At 58.2% G+C, this 26,187-nt stretch carries 16 protein-coding genes and 2 rRNA genes; 9 read left to right on the top strand and 9 right to left on the bottom strand.

The genetic code is table 11. The features are described 5' to 3' along the window. The first annotated feature begins 170 nt into the window (after window positions 1–170). The 6 genes from PQV96_RS10155 (at window position 171) to def (ending at window position 7,328) form a co-directional block, all read left to right on the top strand. A 23S ribosomal RNA gene (locus tag PQV96_RS10155) occupies window positions 171–3,049 on the top strand. Window positions 3,050–3,189: 140 nt separating this feature from the next. Continuing rightward, window positions 3,190–3,302 (top strand): 5S ribosomal RNA (gene rrf / locus PQV96_RS10150). A gap of 116 nt (window positions 3,303–3,418) precedes the next feature. After that, window positions 3,419–4,492 (top strand): tRNA adenosine(34) deaminase TadA, encoded by a 1,074-nt coding sequence (gene tadA / locus PQV96_RS10145; protein WP_273625173.1) that lies wholly within the window; start codon window positions 3,419–3,421, stop codon window positions 4,490–4,492. Window positions 4,493–4,594: 102 nt separating this feature from the next. Further along, window positions 4,595–5,581: an LD-carboxypeptidase gene (locus PQV96_RS10140; RefSeq protein ID WP_207375568.1), complete on the top strand. Its 987-nt coding sequence runs from the start codon at window positions 4,595–4,597 to the stop codon at window positions 5,579–5,581. Between the two features lie 159 nt (window positions 5,582–5,740). Next, window positions 5,741–6,670, top strand: a complete 930-nt coding sequence (locus PQV96_RS10135) for an adenylate/guanylate cyclase domain-containing protein (RefSeq protein WP_207375567.1) — start codon at window positions 5,741–5,743, stop codon at window positions 6,668–6,670. 115 nt (window positions 6,671–6,785) lie between these two features. Further along, entirely contained in the window at window positions 6,786–7,328 is a 543-nt protein-coding gene (gene def / locus PQV96_RS10130; protein WP_207375566.1) for a peptide deformylase, read from the top strand. A gap of 285 nt (window positions 7,329–7,613) precedes the next feature. On the opposite strand, the gene PQV96_RS10125 is transcribed toward def, so the two are convergent. From PQV96_RS10125 to map, 5 genes are all read right to left on the bottom strand, one after another. After that, window positions 7,614–8,657 carry an IS110 family RNA-guided transposase gene (locus PQV96_RS10125; protein WP_273625172.1) on the bottom strand — a complete coding sequence of 348 codons (1,044 nt, stop codon included), beginning with the start codon at window positions 8,655–8,657 and terminating at the stop codon, window positions 7,614–7,616. 285 nt (window positions 8,658–8,942) lie between these two features. Next, window positions 8,943–10,028, bottom strand: coding sequence for an IS630 family transposase (locus tag PQV96_RS10120; RefSeq protein WP_207375751.1), 1,086 nt, complete (start codon window positions 10,026–10,028; stop codon window positions 8,943–8,945). A gap of 104 nt (window positions 10,029–10,132) precedes the next feature. After that, entirely contained in the window at window positions 10,133–11,212 is a 1,080-nt protein-coding gene (locus PQV96_RS10115) for an IS630 family transposase (RefSeq protein ID WP_005801445.1), read from the bottom strand. A gap of 306 nt (window positions 11,213–11,518) precedes the next feature. Next, window positions 11,519–14,110 (bottom strand): [protein-PII] uridylyltransferase, encoded by a 2,592-nt coding sequence (locus PQV96_RS10110; RefSeq protein WP_207374722.1) that lies wholly within the window; start codon window positions 14,108–14,110, stop codon window positions 11,519–11,521. 140 nt (window positions 14,111–14,250) lie between these two features. Then, entirely contained in the window at window positions 14,251–15,066 is an 816-nt protein-coding gene (gene map, locus PQV96_RS10105) for a type I methionyl aminopeptidase (RefSeq protein ID WP_044399680.1), read from the bottom strand. A 136-nt stretch (window positions 15,067–15,202) separates the two neighbouring features. On the opposite strand from map, the gene purL reads away from it, so the two are divergent. From purL to PQV96_RS10090, 3 genes are all read left to right on the top strand, one after another. Then, entirely contained in the window at window positions 15,203–19,210 is a 4,008-nt protein-coding gene (gene purL / locus PQV96_RS10100) for a phosphoribosylformylglycinamidine synthase (protein WP_273625171.1), read from the top strand. A gap of 314 nt (window positions 19,211–19,524) precedes the next feature. Next, window positions 19,525–20,508 carry a DUF808 domain-containing protein gene (locus tag PQV96_RS10095; protein WP_273625170.1) on the top strand — a complete coding sequence of 328 codons (984 nt, stop codon included), beginning with the start codon at window positions 19,525–19,527 and terminating at the stop codon, window positions 20,506–20,508. A gap of 156 nt (window positions 20,509–20,664) precedes the next feature. Further along, window positions 20,665–21,261: an OmpW/AlkL family protein gene (locus PQV96_RS10090; protein ID WP_273625169.1), complete on the top strand. Its 597-nt coding sequence runs from the start codon at window positions 20,665–20,667 to the stop codon at window positions 21,259–21,261. Window positions 21,262–21,544: 283 nt separating this feature from the next. On the opposite strand, the gene PQV96_RS10085 is transcribed toward PQV96_RS10090, so the two are convergent. From PQV96_RS10085 to PQV96_RS10070, 4 genes are all read right to left on the bottom strand, one after another. Further along, window positions 21,545–23,224 carry a sensor histidine kinase gene (locus PQV96_RS10085; RefSeq protein ID WP_420482206.1) on the bottom strand — a complete coding sequence of 560 codons (1,680 nt, stop codon included), beginning with the start codon at window positions 23,222–23,224 and terminating at the stop codon, window positions 21,545–21,547. 213 nt (window positions 23,225–23,437) lie between these two features. Then, window positions 23,438–23,833, bottom strand: a complete 396-nt coding sequence (locus PQV96_RS10080; RefSeq protein WP_273625167.1) for a VOC family protein — start codon at window positions 23,831–23,833, stop codon at window positions 23,438–23,440. 107 nt (window positions 23,834–23,940) lie between these two features. Next, window positions 23,941–24,408: a CopD family protein gene (locus PQV96_RS10075; RefSeq protein ID WP_273625166.1), complete on the bottom strand. Its 468-nt coding sequence runs from the start codon at window positions 24,406–24,408 to the stop codon at window positions 23,941–23,943. A 140-nt stretch (window positions 24,409–24,548) separates the two neighbouring features. Further along, entirely contained in the window at window positions 24,549–25,919 is a 1,371-nt protein-coding gene (locus PQV96_RS10070; protein WP_273625165.1) for a sensor domain-containing protein, read from the bottom strand. Window positions 25,920–26,187 lie beyond the last annotated feature (268 nt).

Below are 26,187 nucleotides of genomic sequence, written 5' to 3'. Positions count from 1 at the left end.
TCAATAAGCGAAAGCTGATTGAAATTCAGTAATGACGAATGTTCTCAGATGAAAGGCAGAAATGTCTGGAGTCGAAGAATTATTCACATTACGGCATAACGCGTCAGGTGAAAGACCTGACAAGTCCTTGAGATGACGGCGATATCTTGCAAGAGATGTCAAAGTTATAGGGTCAAGTGACTAAGAGCATGTGGTGGATGCCTTGGCGATTACAGGCGACGAAAGACGTGATAGCCTGCGATAAGCTTCGGGGAGCTGGCAAATAAGCTTTGATCCGGAGATTTCTGAATGGGGAAACCCACCTCGCAAGAGGTATCGCATACTGAATACATAGGTATGCGAGGCGAACCGGGTGAACTGAAACATCTCAGTAGCTCGAGGAAAAGACATCAACCGAGATTCCGAAAGTAGTGGCGAGCGAAATCGGAAGAGCCTTCTAGTGATAGCACGACTGTTAGCAAAACGGAATGGAAAGTCCGGCCATAGCAGGTGATAGCCCTGTATGCGAAAACAGACGTGTGGTACTAAGTTAGAGAAAAGTAGGGCGGGACACGAGAAATCCTGTCTGAATATGGGGGGACCATCCTCCAAGGCTAAATACTCGTAATCGACCGATAGTGAACCAGTACCGTGAGGGAAAGGCGAAAAGAACCCCGGGAGGGGAGTGAAATAGATCCTGAAACCGCATGCTTACAAAAAGTAGGAGCCCGCAAGGGTGACTGCGTACCTTTTGTATAATGGGTCAGCGACTTACATTCAGTGGCAAGGTTAACCGAATAGGGAAGCCGTAGAGAAATCGAGTCCGAATAGGGCGAATCAGTCGCTGGGTGTAGACCCGAAACCAAGTGATCTATCCATGGCCAGGATGAAGGTGCCGTAACAGGTACTGGAGGTCCGAACCCACTAGTGTTGCAAAACTAGGGGATGAGCTGTGGATAGGGGTGAAAGGCTAAACAAACTTGGAAATAGCTGGTTCTCTCCGAAAACTATTTAGGTAGTGCCTCAAGTATTACCTGCGGGGGTAGAGCACTGTTTAGGCTAGGGGGTCATGGCGACTTACCAAACCTATGCAAACTCCGAATACCGCAGAGTACAGCTTGGGAGACAGAGCACCGGGTGCTAACGTCCGGACTCAAGAGGGAAACAACCCAGACCGCCAGCTAAGGTCCCTAAAATTGGCTAAGTGGGAAACGAAGTGGGAAGGCTAAAACAGTCAGGATGTTGGCTTAGAAGCAGCCATCATTTAAAGAAAGCGTAATAGCTCACTGATCGAGTCGTCCTGCGCGGAAGATGTAACGGGGCTAAGCCAGTTACCGAAGCTGCGGATGTGCAATTTATTGCACGTGGTAGGAGAGCGTTCTGTAGGCCTGTGAAGGTGTCTGGTAACGGATGCTGGAGGTATCAGAAGTGCGAATGCTGACATGAGTAGCGTTAAAGGGGGTGAAAAGCCCCCTCGCCGTAAGCGCAAGGTTTTCTACGCAACGTTCATCGGCGTAGAGTGAGTCGGCCCCTAAGGCGAGGCAGAGATGCGTAGCTGATGGGAAACAGGTCAATATTCCTGTACCGATCAATAGTGCGATGTGGGGACGGAGAAGGTTAGCTCAGCCAACTGTTGGATATGTTGGTTCAAGCCTGTAGTCGTGCCTGGTAGGCAAATCCGCCGGGCTTAGATGAGGGGTGATAACGAGTCTGCTTGCAGACGAAGTGAGTGATACCCTGCTTCCAGGAAAAGCCACTAAGCTTCAGCTATTGACGACCGTACCGCAAACCGACACTGGTGCGCGAGATGAGTATTCTAAGGCGCTTGAGAGAACTCAGGAGAAGGAACTCGGCAAATTGATACCGTAACTTCGGGAGAAGGTATGCCCCAAGTAGGTGAACTCGTACGGAGGGAGCCCAAAGGGGTTGCAAAAAATCGGTGGCTGCGACTGTTTAATAAAAACACAGCACTCTGCAAACACGAAAGTGGACGTATAGGGTGTGACGCCTGCCCGGTGCTGGAAGATTAAATGATGGGGTGCAAGCTCTTGATTGAAGTCCCAGTAAACGGCGGCCGTAACTATAACGGTCCTAAGGTAGCGAAATTCCTTGTCGGGTAAGTTCCGACCTGCACGAATGGCGTAACGATGGCCACACTGTCTCCTCCTGAGACTCAGCGAAGTTGAAATGTTTGTGATGATGCAATCTCCCCGCGGAAAGACGGAAAGACCCCATGAACCTTTACTGTAGCTTTGTATTGGACTTTGAACAGATCTGTGTAGGATAGGTGGGAGGCTTTGAAGTGAGGACGCTAGTTCTCATGGAGCCAACGTTGAAATACCACCCTGGTGTGTTTGAGGTTCTAACCTAGGTCCATTATCTGGATCGGGGACAGTGCATGGTAGGCAGTTTGACTGGGGCGGTCTCCTCCCAAAGCGTAACGGAGGAGTTCGAAGGTACGCTAGTTACGGTCGGACATCGTGACGATAGTGCAATGGCATAAGCGTGCTTAACTGCGAGACTGACAAGTCGAGCAGATGCGAAAGCAGGACATAGTGATCCGGTGGTTCTGTATGGAAGGGCCATCGCTCAACGGATAAAAGGTACTCTGGGGATAACAGGCTGATACCGCCCAAGAGTTCATATCGACGGCGGTGTTTGGCACCTCGATGTCGGCTCATCTCATCCTGGGGCTGTAGCCGGTCCCAAGGGTATGGCTGTTCGCCATTTAAAGAGGTACGTGAGCTGGGTTTAAAACGTCGTGAGACAGTTTGGTCCCTATCTTCCGTGGGCGCTGCAGATTTGAGGAAGCCTGCTCCTAGTACGAGAGGACCGGAGTGGACACACCTCTGGTGTATCGGTTGTCACGCCAGTGGCATTGCCGAGTAGCTAAGTGTGGAAGAGATAACCGCTGAAAGCATCTAAGCGGGAAACTCGTTTCAAGATGAGATCTGCCGGGGCCTTGAGCCCCCTAAAGAGTCGTTCAAGACCAGGACGTTGATAGGCTGGGTGTGGAAGCGCAGTAATGCGTTAAGCTAACCAGTACTAATTGCTCGTGCGGCTTGACCCTATAACTTTGATAGCCAATGCACTTCAGTGCAAAAGCTCAAAGTCTGTTATGCCAAGTTAGACGCAGTCAAATACAAAAACCTGATTCCAAACTCTATGAATTCGCCGAGCAGTCCCAAGACTGCTTAGCACCAAGTTATGCCTGATGACCATAGCAAGTTGGTACCACTCCTTCCCATCCCGAACAGGACAGTGAAACGACTTTGCGCCGATGATAGTGCGGGTTCCCGTGTGAAAGTAGGTCATCGTCAGGCTCTTACAGCCCGCATACCCCCCCCTCTCCCTATGGAGTGGGGGGGTTTGTCTTATGGGCCTCTGATATTCACATTCACGTAACGCTTATACCCATAAGCCATCGGATATGCAGTCTATGGATGGGCAACGCCTAACCGATGAGCATTGGATGAAGTTGGCCTTGGCGGAGGCCAACGCTGCAGCGGAACTGGGGGAGGTGCCTGTTGGTGCGGTATTGGTCAAAGATAACCTGCTGCTATCAACTGGTCGCAACACCACTGTCGGGTGCTGCGACCCCGCCGGACATGCAGAAATTAATGCGCTGCGTGCGGGAGCCTTGGTTTTAGGGAATTACAGGCTCACTGAGTGCACCCTCTATGTCACGTTAGAGCCCTGTGCAATGTGTTGTGGTGCTATCCTGAACGCTCGCTTGGGAAGGCTTGTCTTTGGAGCTACCGAGCCCAAAACTGGGGCTGTGGGATCTGTTGTCAATTTGCTCGAAAGTCATCAATTAAATCACCACACTACTGTTTCTAATGGCGTACTTGCTAAGGAGTGCGCTGCGGTATTGAGAGATTTTTTTTTAAACAGGCGTTTCCAGAGCAAAAAGAGCAAAAAGTTTCCGTTGCGTGACGATGCACTCAGAACCCCCGAGCATGCGTTTGTCACTATCCCTGATTTCAGTCATCAATCCTCATACATAAGCGATTTACCTAGCTTGGACGGTTTGCGTATGCATTACGTGGACTCGGGTCCTGAAGAAAATAAATCTGCATGGATATGCTTGCATGGACCTTCAAGCTGGAGTTTTGTTTTTCAGAGTTTCTTGAATTCTATGCCAGAGTCGGAAAGAGTCATTCTTGTCGATATGATTGGCTTTGGAAAGAGTGATAAACCAAAAAGAGAGAAATTTCATCAACTGCAGCAGCATCGTCTTATTTTAAGAGATTTTGTTGAAAGACTGGGTTTGAAGTCAATCAATGTTGTGCTTGAGGGTTGGCATTCAGGATTGTTGATGAGTCTGTGTGAAGGCATATCTCCGTTGATATGCAGCTTTTTGGTGCTTCCTGAGGGGCTGAGTCGTTTGTCTGTTGGTGAGTTCGAGGATGCGATGCAAGCGCCTTTTCCAGATAAAGGCTATAAAGCTGGTGTGCGTGAGTTTTCTCGTTTGTTGCTCGAATTAAAAAAAGAAAAAAATCCAGATTTTTAAAATATTTAATAATATTTCGATATTATTATTTGATGTGTGCTGCTTTTGCTATGCTGGTGCACTTTAATAGTTGTCTAGGAGCTGGTGTTTTGCCAGGGTGCGATGTCTCAATTAAATAGCAAAAATAGTTGCAGCCTTTGTCACGCGGGGGCTAATCATATCTACATTTATTCTCCGGCTGGCACAATCCGTGATAAGGCTGCTTTCAAACGCGGTTTGTCCCGTCTGGAGGCTTTGGGCTACCAGGTCGAAGTGGATATCGATGCCCGTGCAGTTCAGACGCGTTTTGCTGGTGATGATCAAACGCGTTTGGCTGCGATTCATCGTGCTGCCGCTAGTGGCGCCGATGTGGCGCTGATTACGCGTGGTGCCTACGGTTTCACAAGACTGCTGGCGGATATCGACTATAAAAAAGTAGGCGCTGCTATTGCATCAGGCACAAAATTCGTAGGAATAAGTGATTTTACTGCGTTTCAAAACGCGGTCCTCGCAAAAACGGAATCTATCACTTGGGCTGGTCCAGCTTTGATTACGGATTTTGGTGTGGAAGGTGTACCTGACGACATCATGGAGGCTTGCTTCGATGACTTGATGACAGGTCATGGAGAGGGCGCAGGTTGGCGTTTGCCGTATCGCAAAAAAGATGTAGAGAATCAATTTGCGGATCAAGAGATTTATATAGAAGATGCCGTTCTTTGGGGTGGGAATCTTGCAGTATTAGTGGGATTGATTGGAACTCCATATATGCCTCGGATTGAAGGGGGAATTCTCTTTTTGGAGGATGTTGGAGAGCACCCTTACAGAATTGAGCGAATGTTGACGCAGCTCTTGTATGCTGGAATTTTGGCAAAGCAAAAAGCTATTGTGTTGGGTCAGTTTACTGAGTACAGGCTAGCTCCGCACGACAAGGGGTTTAATTTTCAATCCGTTGTTGATTGGATTCGGTCGAAGGTGAATATTCCTGTGTTGACAAACCTGCCTTTTGGGCACGTGCCAACCAAAGTGGTTTTGCCGGTTGGGGCTAAAGTTTCGCTGTCGGTAGAAAAAAGGGATGCTCTTTTATATTGGGGGCACTCGCATACTCATTGAGTAGTTTTAAAGATTTTGCTAAATTTCAAATTAATTAGTCTTGCAATAATATTTAAATCAAAAATTTGAGAGCTTTGCTGAGCAGGGTTAAATTTTTGGCATGAAATCGCGTTGCTGTATTAAACTGTAAGTCATGATTTATTTTGAGCCTGAAAAATCATGACTGTTCTTGCGACGGTCATCTTTGCTGACATTTCTGGCAGTGTTGCGTTGTACGAATCGTTGGGCAATGAGCGTGCAGCGGAAGCGGTTGCTCAACTGACTGATTGGATTGGTACTTGCATCGATAGCCACGCTGGTCGCGTCGTCAAAAAGCTGGGTGACGGCGTGCTCGGGGTTTTTGGAGATGCAGCGAGTGCCACAGCCGCAAGTTCTGCGATGCTTCGGGCGCACGAGCAGCGTCAAGCTCGATGGCCGCATCCCATTCGCATGGATATCCGCGTAGGCATGGCTACGGGCGATATAGTGGAAGTGGACGGTGATTGCTACGGTGATGCCGTCAATGTGGCGGCGCGGCTTTGCGAGCGCTCGGGGCCAGGGGAAATTTGGGCGACAGAAACTTTGGTTTTGCTGGCGGGTGATTCGCCTACGGTATGGTTTAAAAACCTCGGTTCCATGGAGATTCGCGGTAAGGTTGAGCCACTTGTGCTGTATCAAGCCGAGTGGCGGCAGGACCAGGAAAATGAATCGCTTACGGTGCAATCAGGGCTTGCAAGTCAGTTTGCAACGATGGATTCCATCTTGGGGGCCATCCAATTTAGTTGGCATGGAGTGGATGTCACCTTCACGTCCAACGAAGCTCCCATTCATATCGGCCGAGCGACGCATGCTCAGCTATGCATCAATGATCCCAGGGTGTCGCGCCTGCATGCTCGCATTGATTGGCGTAACAGTGGCTTTCTGTTGACCGATCTGAGCAGTTTTGGAACCTGGGTCCGTTTTGAAGGCAGCGAGTCCCCAGTGCGTTTGCGACGGGACGCCTGCATTCTTCATGGCACGGGTGATATCTCGTTGGGTGTTTCGTTCGGTGATCCTCTGGCTCCTATCGTTGGGTTTCAGGTTTCGGGCAATCGCATGTCTTTGCGTTGAATCGATTGGCCAGGCGCCCCAAGCAAAATGCGGTCATGCGAGTTGCTGCTCTCGCCTGAATCACCGCCAGGTTTCCCGGTCTTATTGATTGGCCGTTTCAGAAGATTTCTTCACCATGACCCTACATACCATTCTGAAAATGGGAGACCCTCGCTTGCTTCGCACGGCGAAAGAGGTCACCGAGTTTGATACGGATGCACTGCATTTGCTGGTGCGTGATTTGTGGGAGACGATGCGTGCTGCGAATGGCGCAGGGCTGGCGGCACCACAAATCGGAGTAGACCTGCAGGTGGTGGTGTTTGGTTCAGAGAGCGCCAATCCCCGTTACCCTGATCGGCCATTGGTGCCCAGGACGGTCTTGGTCAATCCAGTGATCACTCCGCTGGGAGTTGAGCAAGAAGATGATTGGGAGGGTTGCCTGTCTGTTCCGGGTCTGAGGGGCAAGGTGCCGCGCTGGACGCGCATTCGGTACACGGGGTTTGATCCCTACGGTGATCCGATTGATCGCGAAGCCGAAGGTTTTCATGCACGGGTGGTGCAGCACGAGTGCGACCACCTTTGGGGAAAGCTGTACCCCATGCGAGTCAAAGATTTCACCCAGTTTGGATATACCGACGTCTTGTTTCCTGGCTTGGATCGCGCGGACGCAGACGACTAGGGATGTCCTTACATGGACGTCTCCAGAAGAGCAAGATTGGGCGGCGTGAAGGTCTGAAGGGTTTGCAGTCTTACATACGGCCTGTCGGTGCAGGGTGTTCGTCCTGCTGGCCCTGATGGCATTCGCGGGTGAGGCTCCTGTCTGCACATCGGGCTTGATGCCCTGTATCCCTATCGGATTGCCCCCACCCCGGTTTAACCTGTTGACCCATCACACAAGCTTCTTGCGTGCTCTCCTTCAAAACGGTTTCCTGGCGTTTGGTGTTCTCAGTTCATTGTGGTGGTCTCAGGCTGCGGCGAGCTCGACCGGATTCCACTTCATCTGGTCAAAGGCCTTGCCTTTGACCAGGACTGCCCAGACTGTTCGGGCCAGCTTGTTGGCCAGCGCCGCGACCACCACGCTGTATGGGCGGCGCAGTAACAGTCTCTCGATCCAGCCGCTTCGCTGACTCCTGGCAATCACGGCGCGAGCGCCATGCATCAGCATGGTCCTCACATAAGGGTCTCCGCGTTTGGAGATCCCCAACTGCCGGGTCTTCCCTCCGGTGCCAGTCTGTCGGGGCGTCAGACCCAACCAGGCAGCGAATTGCCTGCCGGACTCGAAGCTGGACAGGTCGGTTGCAGTAGATACCAAGGCTGTCGCCGTCAACGGACCGATGCCCGGTATGGCTTGCAGTGCCAGCATGTGCTGGTTTTGCTTGACCATCGAGGCCAGCCGTTTGTCCAGCTGATCGATATCGCACTGCAGGCTGTCGATACGACGCAGTTGATCCTGAATGCTGACGACCACCACTTCTGGCAGCCGCTGTTCCTGGGCTTTGGCCAGTGCGTCCTGAACGATCTTGATTAATGCCCGGTGCCCCTCAGGCAGCACGATTCCGAACTCGTAGAGCAACCCGCGCAGCGCGTTGGTTTGCATGATGCGCACCTTCATGAGCTGAGCGCGCATGCGGTGCAGTGTCAGACAGGCTTGCTGCTGCTCGTTCTTGACAGGTACGGCCTTGATGTGAGGTTGCTGGGCCGCTACCCAGATGGCCTGGGCATCACGGGCGTCAGTCTTGTCGCGCAGCACAAAGGCACGAACATGCTTGGCGGGCAGCAGCTTGACCTCATGTCCCAGTGTCTGCAGCGTTCTGGCCCAGTGGTGCGCACCGCCACAAGCCTCCATCGCGACGAGCGACTTCTGACGATTGGCAAAGAAGGTGGTTACTCGATCACGCCTGAGCTTGTGCCGGGTGACCTCGCCTGTCTCGGCATCCACGACGTGCAGCTGGAACACGTGCTTGGCAATATCCATTCCGATGACTGGCAGCGTTGCAGCAAATTGCATGGTGGGGCCTCCGGTTCAAAGGTGGTTGCGACGAACTTCCACTTTGGCACTTTGATGCCGTTACCGCCAGGCCCCACCTTGTATCGGGTAACAGGCCGACGGCGGTGTAGGTGGAGACGTCCATGCCATCTGCATAACTCCCTGCGGTCCGTGATAGCGCGGCCTCGGGCTGTCCGCTGCGTTGCTTTTCTTGCCAATAGCCCGGCTATTGGCTGCAAAAAGACGCCTTGCAGCCTATCCCGATCCGCACTACCACCCGACTCGCGAGGGTTATGCAGGACATCCCTAGTGTCCTGAGTTAGAAATTCGCAGACAAAATCTCTCGATACTCGCCAGGATGTCATCGGCAGACTTGACCCACGCGAACGGTTTGGGATCTGAATTGTTCAACTCCAGGTATTGGTGGATTGCCTGCTCAAGCTGTCTTGTCGATCGGTGTGTGCCGCGACGGATGCACTTCTCGGTCAGGGTTGCAAACCAACGCTCCACCTGATTGAGCCAGGACGCGGAGGTTGGCGTGAAGTGCACGTGGAACCTGGGATGTCTTGCAAACCATGCCTTGACCGCAGGGGTCTTGTGCGTGCCGTAGTTGTCCATCACCAAATGCACATCCAACTGGGCTGGCACATTCGCTTCAATGGAGCGCAGGAACTGCAAAAACTCCGTGCTGCGATGGCGCCGGTGTAACTCTCCAATCACTTGGCCCGTGGCAATGTCCAGTGCCGCAAACAGCGTCGTCGTTCCATGGCGCATGTACTCGTGGGTTCTGCGCTCAGGGATGCCCGGCATCAGCGGCAAGATCGGCTGTGTGCGGTCCAATGCCTGTATTTGACTCTTCTCATCCACGCACAACACCATCGCCTTGAGTGGCGGGTCCATGTACAGGCCGACAATGTCGCGGACCTTTTCGACAAAAAACGGATCACTGGAGAGTTTGAACGTCTCCTGGCGGTGCGGCTGCAAACCGAAAGCCCGCCAGATTCGACTCACAGCCGTCTGTGACATGCCCATTGCGCGGGCCATGGTGCGGCTACTCCAGTGAGTCGCGCCAACTGGCACAGACTCCAGCGTCTTGGCGATCACTGCATCGACGCGCTCATCTTCAATCGTGCGCGGAGCGCCAGGGCGCGGCGCATCCAGCAAACCCTCCAAGCGCAGTTCAACAAAACGGCCCCGCCACTTGGAAACCGTCTGCTGCGTGACCCGCTGGCGCGCTGCCACCACCTTGTTGTCCAGGCCCTCAGCGCACGCGAGCACGATGCGCGCGCGCAGGGCCAAGGCCTGCGCGGTCTTACGGCGCTTGGCCAACGCAATCAATTGCTCTCGCTCCGTTGCGCTCAACACCAATGGAGTCTTTGGTCTTCCGCTCATGGCCACCTCGTCGTGTAACACCCTACACGAATGATTGCCATCAGGGAAAATAATTCAATGAATTTTTAACTCAGGACACTAGTGTGGTGTCTCAAAAGTAATCATCAAATAATGGTACTCGCTGCCCGCGCCACAGATGCCAAGATGGTGTCCGCACTTTTATGCCACACGAACGGCTTGGGATCCTCGTTGTGACGATCAATGTATTCCCGTATGGATTGCTCCAGCTGAGCAACGCTGGTGTGGGCGCTGCGCTTGATCCACTGCTCGCTGATCTGGCTAAAGAAACGCTCGACCAGATTGAGCCAGGACGCTGAGGTGGGCGTGAAGTGAACGTGGTAGCGAGGATGGGCTGCTAGCCAGGCCCGCACTGCCTGCGTCTTGTGCGTGCCGTAGTTGTCCATGATTAGGTGGATGTCTTGTTCGCCAGGCACCGCTGCATCGATGGCTTTGAGGAACTGCAGGAATTCCACACTGCGGTGACGGCGCTTGAGCTGTCCTATGACTTTGCCAGTGGCTACATCCAGCGCTGCAAACAGCGACGTTGTGCCATGGCGCTTGTAATCGTGCGTGCGCGTGCTGGGTTTGCCAAACGTCAGTGGTAACCCTGGTTGGGTGCGATCCAGAGCCTGGATCTGGCTCTTCTCGTCCACGCACAGCACCAAGGCGCGATCGGGTGGTGCCATATACAGCCCCACCACATCCCGTACCTTGTCCACGAAATGGGGATCCGTCGATAGCTTGAAGGTTTCTTGCAGGTGCGGCTTCAGCCCAAAGGCATGCCAGATGCGCTGCACCGTCGCGGGCGATACGCCAGCGTGCCGACTCATCTGGCGCACGCTCCAGTGCGTGGCGTTGTCAGGCTTGCTCTGGCGAACCTTGTCCACAATGAGCTGAACCTGCTCGTCGCCCACACTGCGCGGGCGGCCAGCGCGCGGGGCATCGGTCAAACCCGCCAGACGATACGCCCGGTAGCGCCGCCGCCACTTGGAGACAGTTTGCACCGTCGTGCCCAAGCGTTGGGCAATCATGGTGCCCGACTCCCCATCTGCGCAGCCCAGCACGATTCTCATGCGCAGCTTCTCGTCCTCGGGCGCTTTGCGTACGCGCAGTCGCGCATGCAGCTCTGCGCGCTCGGCATCGGTGATCTGCAGCTTCGTGGCGGGGCGTCCAGGGTGGGCCATCAGCGTAGTCTCCTATAAGGAAGCTGATTCGACCAACACCGGTCAAAATAGTTCTATCTATTTTTGAGACGCTACACTAGCAGATGCTATTTGCTGTGCCCGTCTGGGCTGCAAGCTTTTTGAGCCAGGGCATTCTTGCTGCACACCGAAGCGACGCATCACTATCAAAATATGAGCGGCTGGCGCTTTCTGTACAAGGGCTAGAGGCCGAAAAGGCTTGAAATCCCTTTGAAGAAGGCGAAACGCTGTAATCAGTAGCTGCCGCACACAACCCGCGCGATGGGACTTGCAGCCTTTTGCGCTCGACTACTCAGAGAGCGCCTGCAGCAACTCGGTTTCGATCTGGATTTGCCGCGCGTTGTTTTGCAGCTCTGAGCCCTGCAGCAAGAAGGTGTCTTCCACCCGCTCTCCCAGTGTGCTGACTTTTGCGAGTTGCACGCTCAGATGGTGCTGCGCAAGGATGCGCGCCACCAGATACAGCAAGCCGGCCCGGTCGCTGGCGGAAATACCGAGGAGCCATCGCTGCGCTTTCTCGTCTGGCTGTAGCGACACCCGGGGGGCTATGGGAAAGCTCTTCACTCGCCGCGACACCCTTTTTCGGGCGGGCTCGGGCAGGGGGCCGCCTGCTTCAATGGCACGGACCAAGTCGCTTTCGACCATATGCGTCAGCTCTCGGTAATGGCCTGGCTGCGATGACGCCACGACCTGGAATGAATCCAGCGCGTAGTGGTTGTTGGCGGTATGTACCCTGGCATCCAGAATGCTGAAACCTGCACGGTCGAAGTAACCGCAGATGCGTGCAAACAGGTCGGGCTGATCGGGTGCGTAAACCAGTACCTGCAGGCCTTCTCCTGCCAGCGATTGGCGGGCGCGCACGATAGGTTTGGTGGTGCCGACGTGACGTGACAGGTGGCGCGTATGCCACGCAATGTCTGCGGCCTCGTGCCGCATGAAATAGCTCACGTCCAATGTTTCCCACAGGGCTTTGTGGGCTTCGAACGGAAGGGCGTTGAGGGCCAGCTGCACGAGCGCTTCGCGCTTGCGGGCCTCGATTTCGGCCGCAGCATCTGGTGCGCGGCCGCCCAGGGTTCGGAGGGTGGAACGGTACAGGTCTTCCAGCAGCTTGCCTTTCCATGCATTCCAGACCTTGGGACTGGTGCCGCGGATGTCTGCCACGGTGAGCAGATAGAGGGCGGTCAGATAGCGCTCATTGCGAACCCGCTGAGCAAAGGCAGAGATCACCTCGGGGTCACTGAGGTCTTGCTTTTGCGCGACCCGGCTCATTGTCAAATGCTCGCTGACCAGGAATTCGATGAGCTGTGTGTCCTCCGCGTCAACGCCATGCTGACGGCAGAAGCGCCGGACTTCTTTCGCGCCGATGTGGGAGTGATCGCCCCCTCGGCCTTTGCCGATATCGTGGAACAGCGCCGCAATGTAGAGAATCCAGGGCTTGTCCCAGCCCGCCGCCAGGTGGGAGCAGAACGGGTATTCATGCGCATGTTCTGCCATGAAAAAGCGCCGCATGTTGCGCAGCACCATCAGGATGTGCTGATCCACGGTGTAGACATGGAACAGGTCATGCTGCATTTGCCCCACGATGCCGCGGAACACCCAGAGGTAGCGACCCAGTACAGAAGTCTGGTTCATGAGCCGCATGGCATGGGTGATGCCCGACGGCTGCTGAAGGATGCGCATGAAGGTTTGGCGGTTGACCGGATCGCGCCGGAAGGCGGCATCCATCACCGAACGGGCGTTGTACAGCGCTCGCAAGGTGCGCGCAGACAGGTTTTTCAAGCCCACCGAGGTCTGGTAGAGCAAAAAAGTTTCCAGAATCGCGTGCGGGTCTTTCTGGTACAGATCGTCGCTGGCCACTTCAATGAGGCCGGCTTTTTCAAAAAACCGCTCGTTGATCGGGCGTGGTTCGTGGGTCGATGGGTTCAGCCGCTCTTCAATGTTGAGCAGCAGGATCTGGCTGAGCTGGGACACCGCCTTGGCCGCCCAGTAGTAGCGGCGCATCAGGGTTTCGCTGGCGCGCATCGGCAGACGCGAGCCATCTGGTGCTTGCGAGCGGTAGCCAAACGATTCCGCCACCGTGGTTTGCAGGTCGAACACGAGGCGGTCTTCGTGGCGTCCCGCCGCCTGGTGCAGGCGCGCCCGTATCAGGCAGAGCAGGGCTTCGTTGCGCTCGATCTGTCGCACCTCAAACGGGGTGGCCATGCCACTGGCGGCCAGTTCTTTCCAGCTGCCGCCCAATCCTGCAGCCTTGGCAACCCATAGGATGAGTTGCAGGTCTCGCAAGCCGCCGGGTGACTCCTTGCAGTTGGGTTCCAGCGCGTAAGGCGTGTTGTCGTACTTGGTGTGGCGCTGGCGCATCTCCAGCGTCTTGCCGACCAGGAAGGCCTTGGGATCCATTTGCGCCTGGTACTGGCCCTGGAAGTGTGCAAACAGCACCGCATTCCCGCAGATGAGGCGAGCCTCCAGCAGCGAGGTTTGAACCGTCACATCGGCCGCGCTTTCGGCCAGGCATTCTGAGGTGGTGCGCACGCTGGAACCGATTTCAAGCCCCGCATCCCAGCAGCTACCGATGAAGCCCTCAATGCGCCGGCTCAGTGCGCTGTCTGTGTCCAGCTGCGTGCCTTCTGGCAGCAGCAGCAGCACGTCCACGTCAGAGAACGGAAAAAGCTGTGCCCGGCCATATCCGCCCACCGCCACCAACGCACAGCCAGAAGGCATTTCTGCGCGCTGCCACAGTGTGTGCAGCAAACCGTCGGTCAATGAAGACAGCTTGCGCAGCACTTTGTGAATGCCCCGGGTGGAGGCTACAGAGGCTGCCATGCCCCCCATGACGGCGGCTTTTTCTTGGCGATAGGCGGCACGCAGCGACTGGATTTCGGTCATGGGGCAGGGCTTGGAAGGAAGAGGGGCAAGAACCGGAGCTGGACAGTGCGACAGTGGTGCGCCAACCCGGCTCGCGGTTTCAGTTTGCGCACGCCCTGACTGCAAAGCAAAAGTCGTGCGCAGGCCTCTTGCCGCTGATGTCAGGTGCGCGTGGCAGTCACAAAACTAGGCAGTGGCGGAGACCCCGCCGACAACGTCATCACCTCGTAGCCCGTGGGGGTGACCAGCACGGTGTGTTCCCACTGGGCAGAGAGGCTGTGGTCCTTGGTGACGATGGTCCAGCCGTCGTTGCCATGGTTCTTCACATCGCGTTTGCCTGCGTTGATCATGGGCTCGATGGTGAACACCATGCCGGGTTGCAGCTCTTCCAACGTGCCGGGGCGGCCGTAGTGCAAAACCTGGGGTTCCTCGTGGAATTTCTGGCCGATGCCGTGTCCGCAGAACTCGCGCACCACCGAGAAGCCGTGCCCTTCGGCAAACTTTTGAATGGCGTGGCCAATGTCTCCGAGCCGGGCGCCTGGCTTGACCTGCAGGATGCCGTGCCACATGGCTTCAAAAGTCACTGCCGACAGGCGTTTGGCTGCAATCGAGCACTCGCCAATCAGGTACATGCGGCTGTTGTCGCCGTACCAGCCGTCCTTGGTGATGACGGTCACGTCCACGTTCACGATGTCGCCCTTTTTCAGGGGCTTGTCGTTGGGAATGCCGTGGCACACCACGTGGTTGACCGACGTGCACAGCGACGCAGGGTAGGGTGGGTAGCCAGGGGGCTGGTAGCCCACGGTGGCGGAGATGGTGCCCTGCTGGGCCATGCACTCCGCGCCCAGGCGGTCGATCTCTTTGGTGGTGATGCCGGGCTTGATGTGGGGGGCGATGTAGTCCAGCACTTCCGAGGCCAAACGGCAGGCGTGCCGCATGGCTTCGATGTCTTCGGCGCTTTTGATGTTGATGGTCATGGCCTGAATTATCCCATTGGGCTCCGGGTGGCGCGTAGGCGCCTCACATGCCCGGTAAAATGGCGGGCTTCATGGCGGCCGCCACCGGCCAGCCTGCGAAGCATCCCCACCCCTCACACCCCAACAGGCCGCTACCGTGACCTTGCACATCACCACGCTGGCGGGCGGTAACGCCCTCAGCAACTTCCGCGCTCAGCAACTTCAGCCCGCCTTGGAGGCCATCCACCCCAAGATCACCGCCATTGCGGCGCGGTTTGTTCACCTGGTGGTGACGGATGCACCCCCGTCGGCTGCCGAACAAGAGCGGCTGGCGGCCCTGTTGACCTATGGCGACCCCTACGCCGGGCCGCAAGACGGTGCGGCCATCGTGGTCACGCCTCGCCTGGGCACCTTGTCGCCCTGGGCCTCGAAGGCGACCGACATTGCGCGCAACTGCGGCATTGCCATCCGCCGGGTCGAGCGAATCACGGAATACCGCATCACTCTCAAGGCAGGTCTGCTGGGCAAGGCCCCAGAGCTGACCGCCGAACAAATGGCGCAAGTGGCTGCGCTGCTGCATGACCGCATGACCGAATCGGTGGTGGCTGACCGCAGCGCTGCTGCAGCCCTGTTCACCGAATTGCAGCCCGCGCCGATGGAGCATGTGGACGTGCTGGCTGGGGGCCGCGCTGCGCTGGAAGCTGCAAACACCCGCTTTGGCTTGGCTTTGGCCGATGACGAGATCGACTACCTCGTCAACGCCTTCAACGGCCTCAAGCGCAACCCCACCGATGTGGAACTGATGATGTTCGCCCAGGCCAACAGCGAACACTGCCGCCACAAGATCTTCAACGCCGAATTCACCATTGACGGTGTGGCGCAGGACAAGAGCCTGTTCGGCATGATCCGCAACACCCACCAGCTGGCACCCCAGCACACGGTGGTGGCGTACTCTGACAACGCGTCGATCATGGAAGGCCACCAAGTCGAGCGATTTGTGGCAAAAATGGCCTCTGGCGCTGATGGATCAAGCGCAAGCAGCTATCAAAAAAGTAGCGCAATGCAGCATGTGCTGATGAAGGTGGAAACGCACAACCACCCCACGGCCATCTCTCCCTTCCCCGGCGCCTCCACGGGTGCAGGCGGCGAGATTCGCGACGAAGGCGCCACGGGCCGCGGCTCCAAGCCCAAGGCGGGCCTCACGGGCTTCACGGTTTCCAAGCTCTGGGGCAGCACCGTGGGCAAGCCTGAGCACATTGCCAGCCCGCTGCAGATCATGGTCGAAGGCCCGCTGGGCGGCGCGGCGTTCAACAACGAGTTCGGCCGTCCCAACCTGAACGGCTACTTCCGCGAATACGAGCAGGAAGTTGGCGGCGTGCAGCGCGGTTACCACAAGCCCATCATGATTGCGGGCGGCGTGGGTGTGATCGATGCCGAGTTGACGAAGAAAATTGAATTCCCTGCCGGCTCGCTGCTGATCCAGCTGGGTGGGCCCGGCATGCGCATCGGCATGGGCGGCAGCGCCGCCAGCTCCATGGCCACCGGCACCAATGCGGCCGAGCTGGACTTTGACTCGGTGCAGCGTGGCAACCCCGAGATCGAGCGCCGTGCGCAAGAGGTCATCAACCACTGCTGGGCGCAGGGCAGCAACAACCCCATCCTGGCGATCCACGACGTGGGCGCGGGCGGTCTGTCCAACGCCTTCCCCGAGCTGACCAACGACGCAGGCCGGGGCGCGCGTTTTGACCTGCGCGCCGTGCAGCTTGAAGAGTCCGGCATGAGCCCGAAGGAAATCTGGAGCAACGAGTCGCAAGAGCGCTACGTGTTGGCGATTGCGCCCGAGTCGCTGGGGCAGTTCAAAGCCTTCTGCGAACGCGAGCGCTGCCCGTTTGCCGTGATCGGTACCGCCACGGAAGAACGCCAGCTGGTGCTGCACGACCCCGCCGCCACGGCCGACGACCAGAAGCTGCCCGTGGACATGCCCATGAACGTGCTGCTGGGCAAGCCGCCCAAGATGCACCGCGATGTGAAGACCGTGGTGCGCGAATTCGCGCCCATGGACTTGACCGGCGTGCCGCTGCAAAAAGCCGTCATCGACGTGCTGGCCCACCCCACGGTGGCGTCCAAGCGCTTCCTCATCACCATCGGTGACCGCACGGTGGGTGGCCTGAGCCACCGCGACCAGATGGTCGGCCCCTGGCAAGTGCCCGTGGCCGATTGCGCTGTGACGCTGGCCGATTACAAGGGCTTCGCGGGTGAGGCCATGAGCATGGGCGAGCGCACGCCGCTGGCCGCCATCAACGCACCCGCATCGGGCCGTATGGCGGTGGCCGAGGCCATCACCAACCTGCTGGCCGCGCCCATCGAGCTGCCGCGTGTGAAGCTCAGCGCCAACTGGATGGCAGCCTGTGGCGACCCCGGCGAAGATGCCGCGCTGTACGAAACCGTGAAGGCCGTGGGCATGGAGTTGTGCCCCGCGCTGGGCGTGTCCATCCCCGTGGGCAAGGACAGCCTGTCCATGCGCACGCAGTGGAGCGAAGGTTCGGACAAGAAAAAAGTCACGTCGCCTGTCAGCCTGATCGTGAGTGCGTTTGCCTCGCTGTCCGACGTGCGCGGCACGCTCACGCCCCAGCTCAACGCCACCGAGGCCGACACCACGCTGGTGCTGATCGACCTGGGCAAGGGCCAGAACCGCATGGGCGGCAGCATTTTGGGCCAGACGCTGGACCAAAGCGGTGACGTGGTGCCCGATGTGGACGACCCGAAAGACCTGGTCAACCTCGTCAACGCCGTGAACGCACTGCGCGCCAAGGGCCAGATCCTGGCCTACCACGACCGCAGCGATGGCGGCCTGCTGGCGGCCGCTGCGGAAATGGCCTTTGCGGGCCATGTGGGCGTGGCGCTGAATGTGGATCTACTAGTGACCGAAGGCGATGGCGTGAGCGACAGCCGCATGGACACGGGCGACGCCAAAAACTGGGCGGGCCAGGTCAGTGCCCGCCGAGAAGAACTCACCCTGAAGGCCCTGTTCAACGAAGAGTTGGGTGTGCTGCTGCAAGTGCGCACCGCCGAGCGTAACGACGTGATGCAGACGCTGCGCGAGCACGGCCTGTCCAAGTTCAGCCACTTTGTGGGCAAGACGCGTCCGGTGTCGTCCGAAATCGACGCAGGCAAGGGCGAATTGCAGGTCTGGCGCGATGCCAAGGCCGTGTTCAGCGCGCCGCTGGCGGACTTGCACCAGGTGTGGGACGCGGTGAGCTGGAAGATCTGCCAGCAGCGCGACAACCCCGCCAATGCCGACGGCGAACACGCAGCCGCGGGCGAGCCCACCGACCCAGGTTTGCATGTGCACCTCACGTTCGATGCGGCCGACAACGTGGCCGCGCCATACCTCAACCTTGCCAAACCCAAGGTTGCCATCCTGCGCGAGCAGGGCGTGAACTCGCACATCGAAATGGCCTACGCCTTCACCGAGGCGGGCTTCGAAGCCTTCGACGTGCACATGACCGATCTGCAGACCGGCCGCGTCAAGCTCGAAGACTTCAAGGGCGTGGTCGCCTGTGGCGGCTTCAGCTACGGCGACACGCTGGGCGCGGGCATCGGCTGGGCGCGGTCCATCACCTTCAATCCGGTGCTGGCGGCGCAGTTCCAGGGCTTCTTTGGTCGCACGGATACGTTTGGCCTGGGCGTGTGCAACGGCTGCCAGATGTTTGCCGAGCTGGCCGACATCATCCCCGGCGCACAAGACTGGCCGCGCTTCACCACCAACCAGAGCGAGCGCTTCGAGGCCCGCCTGTCGCTGGTGGAGGTGCTCGAATCCCCCAGCCTGTTCCTGCAAGGCATGGCGGGCAGCCGCCTGCCGATTGCGGTGGCGCACGGCGAGGGCTATGCCAATTTCAAGTACCGGGGCAACGCCGAGAAGGCCATTGCCGCGATGCGCTACGTGGACAACCACGGCCGCGCGACCGAGCAGTACCCGTTCAACCCCAACGGCAGCGCCGGTGGCCTCACGGCAGTGACCACGGCGGACGGCCGCTTCACAGCCATGATGCCGCACCCCGAGCGTGTGTTCCGCAACGTGCAGATGAGCTGGACCAGCGAAGACCAGTCGCAGTACAGCGGCTGGATGCGCATCTGGCGCAATGCGCGCAAGTGGGTGGGGTAGCAGAGGCATCCCCCCCCAAGGCGCTTTGCGCCTTCCCCCTTCTCCTTGATCGCTGGCGCTATTCGGAAGGGAGACGCAGCCACCGCTGCGGGGCGGCCCTTGGGCGGCTGCCCTGGCGCTGTGGCCGCGCGCTTATGGCGGATGGTCGCAGGCGCTGCGCGCCGTGAAGCTTGAAGTTGCACGGATGTGCTTGTTTGCGGTGGGGTGACTTTGAACGGGGCTTCGGCCCCGTTGTTGTTGCGGCCTTGTCTGGCACAGCAACGTCTGGGCGCGTTGCTATAGTCGGCGCTCTTCACCATTTCCAAGGATTTCCCATGGCCGCTGGCAGCCTGCTTGCCCTGCTCGACGACATTGCCACGATCCTCGACGATGTGGCCCTCATCACCAAGGTGGCAGCCAAGAAGAGTGCGGCCATGGCGGATGACGTATCCGTCATGACCAAGGTGGCGGCCCAGAAAACGGCGGGTGTGTTGGGGGATGACCTTGCGCTCAATGCCCAGCAGGTGACCGGTGTGCGCGCCGAGCGAGAGATTCCGGTCGTGTGGGCAGTGGCCAAGGGCTCGTTGATCAACAAGGTGATTCTGGTGCCTGCGGCGCTGCTAATCAGCGCATTTGCCCCCTGGGCGGTGACCCCCTTGCTGATGGTAGGCGGCGCGTTTCTGTGCTTTGAAGGCACAGAAAAACTGGCCCACAAATTTTTGCACCCTCAGGCAGCAGAGACCGAGCAAGAGAGTCTGTTGAAAGCCAATTCCGATCCCGCCGTGGACATGGTGGCCTTTGAAAAGGAAAAGATCAAAGGCGCGGTGCGCACGGACTTCATCCTCTCCGCCGAGATCATCGCGATCACCCTGGGCACCGTTGCAACGGCGCCTTTTGCCCAGCAACTGGCTGTTCTCAGCGGCATTGCGCTCATCATGACGCTGGGGGTGTATGGCTTGGTAGCTGGCATCGTCAAGCTGGATGACCTGGGCCTGTGGCTCCATCGCAAGGGCAGCAGCTTTGCGCAGGCGCTGGGCCGGGGCATTTTGTGGGCCGCCCCCTGGTTGATGAAAGGCCTGTCGGTGGCTGGCACTGCGGCGATGTTCCTGGTGGGGGGCGGTATTTTGGTGCACGGCATCCCGGTCGTTCATCATGCGGTGGAGGCTTGGGCTGCTTCTGCAACCGCATGGCCGGCAGGCTCTTTGTGGTCCGTGGTCGTACCAAACGGCCTCAATGCGATCTTTGGCTTGGCTGTAGGTGCGCTGGTATTGGTTGCCGTGACGTTCATTCAGCGCCTCAGAGGCAGCAGCGCCCACTGAAACGTCCTGGATGCGTAGAACCCACGGCCTCATGCGCGGCGGTGATGACCTTGCGGGTAAACACGGACTATTTGACCTGCAGCAAGGTTGACCATTTCGCTAACAGGCCCAATACATGCACGGGGGTCGTCCCCGTTCAACTGCATTGAGTTCTGTATGAAGAAAAACCTGCTGGCCGTGGCCGTTCTTTGCGCACTGACTTCTGGCGCTGCGTTTGCGCAGCAAGCCGAAGGCCCTTGGCTCGTGCGTGCCCGCGCCGTGAACCTGGATAGCGCCAACAAAGACAGCACTGGTTTGGGTCTGTCGGTGAACGACAAGGTGATTCCTGAAGTCGATGTGTCGTACTTCTTCACCCCCAACATCGCTGCTGAGCTGGTTTTGACTGTGCCCCAAAAGCACGATCTGAGCTCTAGCGTTCTGGGTGGCAAGATCGGTACGCTCAAGCACCTGCCTCCTTCGCTGCTGGTGCAGTACCACTTCAACGCCGCCGGCTTCAAGCCCTATGTGGGCGCTGGTATCAACTACACCCACTTCTCCAGCGTGAAGCTGCCTGCCGGTGTGGATATCGACCGCAACAGCTTTGGTGCTGCGCTGCAAGTCGGCGTGGACATCCCTCTGCAAAAGAACCTGTACCTGAATCTGGACGTGAAGAAGGTCTTCATCAAGACCGACGTCAGCCTCGCTGGCGCCAAGATCGGCACCTTCAAGGTGGATCCCGTTCTGGTGGGCGTGGGTCTCGGCTGGCGCTTCTAATGAGCCAAACGCAACAGCGATGTTGCGTGTATTCCTAGGTGGGGAAAGCCAGCGTATGTGCTGGCTTTTTTTATGGGCCAAAAAAACTGCAAAAAGACGAGGACGGAATGTCGCCGCTCTCATTGCTTCCTAAACGCGCCTTTACGCAGGTCGCTTCGTGAATCTAGGCTTGCTTCCTGACGATCCGATGCCTTCACGATCGTGAAGCGTATGCCCGCCAGTACAAACCCCTGAGGCTTTTCCATTTCAGACAGCCAGGGGGGTATTGGTTCCTTCAATGGGGTTACGGCGTAGTGCATGGCAAAGTCAGCGTGAATCGGGCACCTTCACCGGGCACCGAAGACACCGACAATTCCCCTTGCATCAGCTCTGCCAGAGCCCGGGACAGTGCCAGCCCCAGGCCCGTGCCGCCATGTTCACTGCTGACCTGTGCACTGCCCTGGCGGAATTTCTCAAAAATCAGCTCGTGCAAATGTTCCGGGATTCCGGGGCCGGTGTCGATCACGTGGAAGCGCAGTTGCGCGCCTTGCGGCTCCACCTCCAGCCGAACTTCGCCTTGCTCGGTGAACTTGAGCGCATTGGACAGCAAGTTGTTCAGAATCTGCTTGAGCCGCAGGCCGTCGCAAACGAGCATTTCCGGGGTTTCGTCGGGGACCGAAACGGCCAGTGCCAGCCCTTTCTGTGCCGCTGAGATGGCAAAGAAATCGGCGGTGTTTTGTACAAGTTCGCGAACAGGGTGGGGTGCGAGCACGATGGGCATGGCTCCCGCCTCGACTTTGGCAAGGTCCAGGATCTCGGTCAAAAGCGTATTGAGATGGTCTGCCGCCTGGCGAATGAGCGTGGCAGCTTCGCGAAAAGAGGGTTCTTTGAGCCGCAGCTCCATCAGTTCCGCGAAACCGCGAATGCTGGTCAGTGGTGTGCGCAGCTCATGCGATACGGCGGCCATGAATTCGCTTTTGGCCTGGCTGGCGGATTGGGCTTGTGCTTCGCTCACCGCCAATGCAGCGTGCGACTCCTCAAGTCGGCGAACGCCGCGCAGAAAGCCCACGCCACTGGCCACGATGGCAACCCCCAGCAACAGGGCCACCACCAGGGTGACGTTGCGCATGCCGCGCCATTCCTCCAGCGCGGCCTCGGTCGTGTTGGAGACCAGCATGTTGAGCGGGTATCCGGGCACGCGCCGAAACGCGGTGATTCTTTCCATGTTGTCCACTTCGCTCACGCGGGTGTAGGTGCCTTCGGGTTTGTTGACGTCCAGGAGAGGGTGGTCACTGGCCAGCTTGAGCACCTGGCCCATGCCGGTGGCTTGACCTCCAGAGACACGTGCGCGCAAGGTGTTGTCATCACCCAACAGCGTTACAGCTCCGCCGGGGCCCAAGTCCACATCGCTGAACACCGTTTCGAAGTAATCGGGGTTGACGGAGGCCACCACGACCCCGTGTAAGTGGCCCTTTGGGGAAACGATCGGGCGTGACAGCTGGAGTGTCCATTTACCCGAGACTTTGCCCAGCACGGGTTTGCCGACAAACAGGCCATTGCGCGTGAGCTGTTTGCGCAGGTCGGGGTTGCGCCCAGGCTCGAGGTGGATCTGGATGTGCTCGCGCTCCGAGAGATCCACGGGGCCGGTTTTTTGGCCATCAGGGTCCAGATTGCTGGCCACGAACCGGCCATCTGCTCCGACCAGTGACAACTGGGTCAGGATGTCTGGCACCAGCCCGGTTTCATTGGCCAGCCGAGTGAAGTCTGAGGGCTGGAGGCTGCCGTTGGCCACAGCATCGCGCATGCGCAGCGTGGCTTGGTCGATGGGATGCAGAACCCGCAGCGTTTGCTCTTGCAGCACACGGGCCAGGTTGGCGCTTTGGCGTTCCTGGGCGACCAAGGCATCTTGCCATTTGGTGTAGAGGGCCAGGCCTATCAAGGCGCCCGTCACCATCAGTGCCATGGCGATGAAGCCGATAACCATGGCCTGCAGGCCTTTGGTGCGTGAAGGATGTCTGCGGCCCGCTGGTGCATGGCCAGGGCGGTCGGCTTCTTGAGGCCGAGTGGCCGTGGCGGCTGGTTCCAAGTGAATTCCCATAGATCAGGAGGATGCCACGTTATCGCCCCTCTGCGCAGGGGGATACAGTGGTTTTTAGCAGCGTGTGGGTTGGTTCAATGGGCAGCGAGGGCCCGCACCCTAGCCAGCCAGGATTGGTGTGCAGAGCTCCACCAACGTACCGTCAGGGCACCGGACATACGACACGGTTTGACCCCAGGGCCGGGCCGCCGGAGCTGACAGCTCTGTGGCACCGTGGCGCAACGCTTGTTTGTGGGCAGCGGGAACATCGGGGGTGACCAGCGCGATTTCCATGCCCAGAGGCTTATCTGACGAGTGCGCTGCCACATGACCGCCTGGAAAATTGGCGTGGCCCAGGGCGTGGTCAGCGAAGGCGAGGGTGGTGGCGCCTGTGTCCAGCTCGCCATAGGTGCCCGACTCATGCAAAAACCGAGGAGAAAATCCAAAGGCACGCTCGAAAAAGGCGAGGGATGCGGCCACGTCGGGCACGTAGATGATGGTGTAGCCAAATTGCACGGGGAGCCTTGCGTGAGGAGATCGCCCCATTCTGCCTGACACCTGCTGGCGGTGAGCCGGGCCTCAGCGTCTTGTACGAAGGCGGCCCAAACGCCGCCAGCACGGCACTACAGCAGGGTCACCAATGCCACGATGGCGATGCCGAGCCCCAGATTGGTGGCCACCCAAGTTTTGATCTTCGCCATCCAGCGGCCTGCCTCAGGCCAGTTGCCTGCCTCATTCGCAAGAACGAGCTGTTTGAAAAGCACCAGCCGGATGTAGCCAAAAATGCCCGTCATCACCAAGCCAATGGCGACCATCAAGGCCCAGTCCAATGGCAGGGCAAACTGGCCGCCCGATTGAACCACCTGCCGCGCTGTGCGGCCCAGCATCCAGATACCTGACGCCAGCAGGGCGGCGATGGCCACAGTCACTGCCGTAAAGAAGCGCTGCAGCACACCGCACAGCAGTCCGATGCGCACGGGGGGCTCCAGCTGCTGGGCGGCAGGCCGCAGGCAGAAATGGGCAAAGAACATTCCACCCAGCCAGACCATGGAGGCCAGAACGTGGATGAGTTGGAGAAGGGAGTCAAGCATGGTGGTTCCTGGCGATGCCATGGTGAAGGGGCGGCTGGCACGGCGGAATTTAGGCCATGGGCGCTCGAACATGAACGATGGCCCCAGCGGGCAGCAGGAAATCCACGAGGTACCCAGCCGAGCAGGAGGCAATCCGTGCTTCAGCTCAGCGGCGAGGCGCCATGGCGTTCACCTAGGTTGCCTGGGTGCAAAAACGATTGGTTGCCCCCGCTACGCTTGGCTACGTACATCGCCTCGTCGGCCCGGCTGAGCAAGGCGCTTTCATGCATTCCATGATCGGGGTACAGCGCAATGCCAATGCTGGGCTGAATGCGCAGTGTGGTGCCATGCAGGTCAAAAGGCTGCGAAAACGCCGCCAGCATTTTCTGCGCCATGGGTTGTGGGGATTCGCCCAGGCGAATCCCCTCCAGCAGCACCACGAATTCATCGCCACCGAGCCGTGCCACCGTGTCGCAGCCGCGTACGCAGTCCATCAGGCGTTTGGCAACGCCTTGAAGCAGCAGGTCGCCCATCGCGTGCCCCAGGGTGTCGTTCACTTCCTTGAAGCGGTCCAGGTCGATGAAGAGCAAGGCAAGCTGCGTCTCCTCGCGGTGGGCCCGCGCGACAGCAATCTTGAGCCGGTCATAGAACAGCGCCCGGTTGGGCAGGCCGGTGAGCTGGTCGAACTGTGCCATGCGGTGCAGGCGCTCATGCAGTTGAATGCGTTCGACCACCATCGCAACTTGAGGAGCGACGAACTCAAGCAATGCCTGGGCCGCCTCGACAGGGCTCTCTCGTGTGGACAGTCCTCGCAACGCCAACACGCCCAGGGGGCGGTCGCCTGAGGGCAGGGGGACTCCCAGCCAGTAATGGCGAGGGGTCTCCGGGCCGCCGGATGCGGGCGCTGGCAGAGGCTGGAGCAGCGACGTGCCTTGTTCCAGAACCTGCTGGTACCAAGCCGTTTCGGATGCCTCGGCATCCAGCGCTTGTGGGGCGGGGGCTGTACCGCGTGCGTCGTACACCCGGTGAAATCCACCCTGTGGGGTGGTCAGCGCCACAGAAAACCCGAGGGTGTTGATGCGGGCAGCAAGGATGTGATGGATGCGCTCCAAAAGCACAGGCAAGCTGGAAGCTGCGTGCGCCGCAGCGGAAATGGCATACATCGTGGCGTGCATCGACTCCGTGCGCTTGCGCCGGGTGATGTCGTGGGCGACTGCCAGGCGCAGTTGGCTGTCGGGGAGCCACCGTGCCGTCCAGAGGATGTCCACCAACGCACCATCTTTGCGGATGTAGCGATTTTCAAACTGCAGCTGCAAGCTGCCTTCCATGACGCGGTCCGCCTGTTGCTCGGTGGCCTGGCGGTCTGCGGGGTGGACGAGATCGAACATCTTCAGACCCACGGCCTCTTCGGGGGTGTACCCAAAAATGCGTTCAAATGCCGGGCTCACGTAGACCACCTGGCTGTTGGCATCGACGATACAGACTGCGTCGAGCAGGAGATCCACTACGTTCTGGGCCGATATTCTTTGCATTGGCGATTTCCCGTCTTGCTCACTGGCTGCAAGCCGCCACAGTGGAGTCCATCCATTGCCTGCCGGGTTATCCAGGAAATGACGCCCCATTTTGCCGGTGGAATACCTTCCGTGAGTGCAACTCACACCTGTTGTGAAAAAAGATACGCCACATCAATATTTTCAAAAAATATCCTTCGCTATGTTTTTGATAGCTGCTGGCGCTTTCTGAATAATGGCTGGAGGTCTATTTGATCGTATTTTATGCGCCGCCCCAGCTACCTTGGGA

This window comes from Acidovorax temperans (genome assembly GCF_028596105.1).
Lineage (GTDB): Bacteria > Pseudomonadota > Gammaproteobacteria > Burkholderiales > Burkholderiaceae_C > Acidovorax > Acidovorax temperans.
The sequence above is the reverse complement of the archived record's forward strand: the minus strand, read 5'-3'. Positions and strand labels throughout refer to the sequence as shown.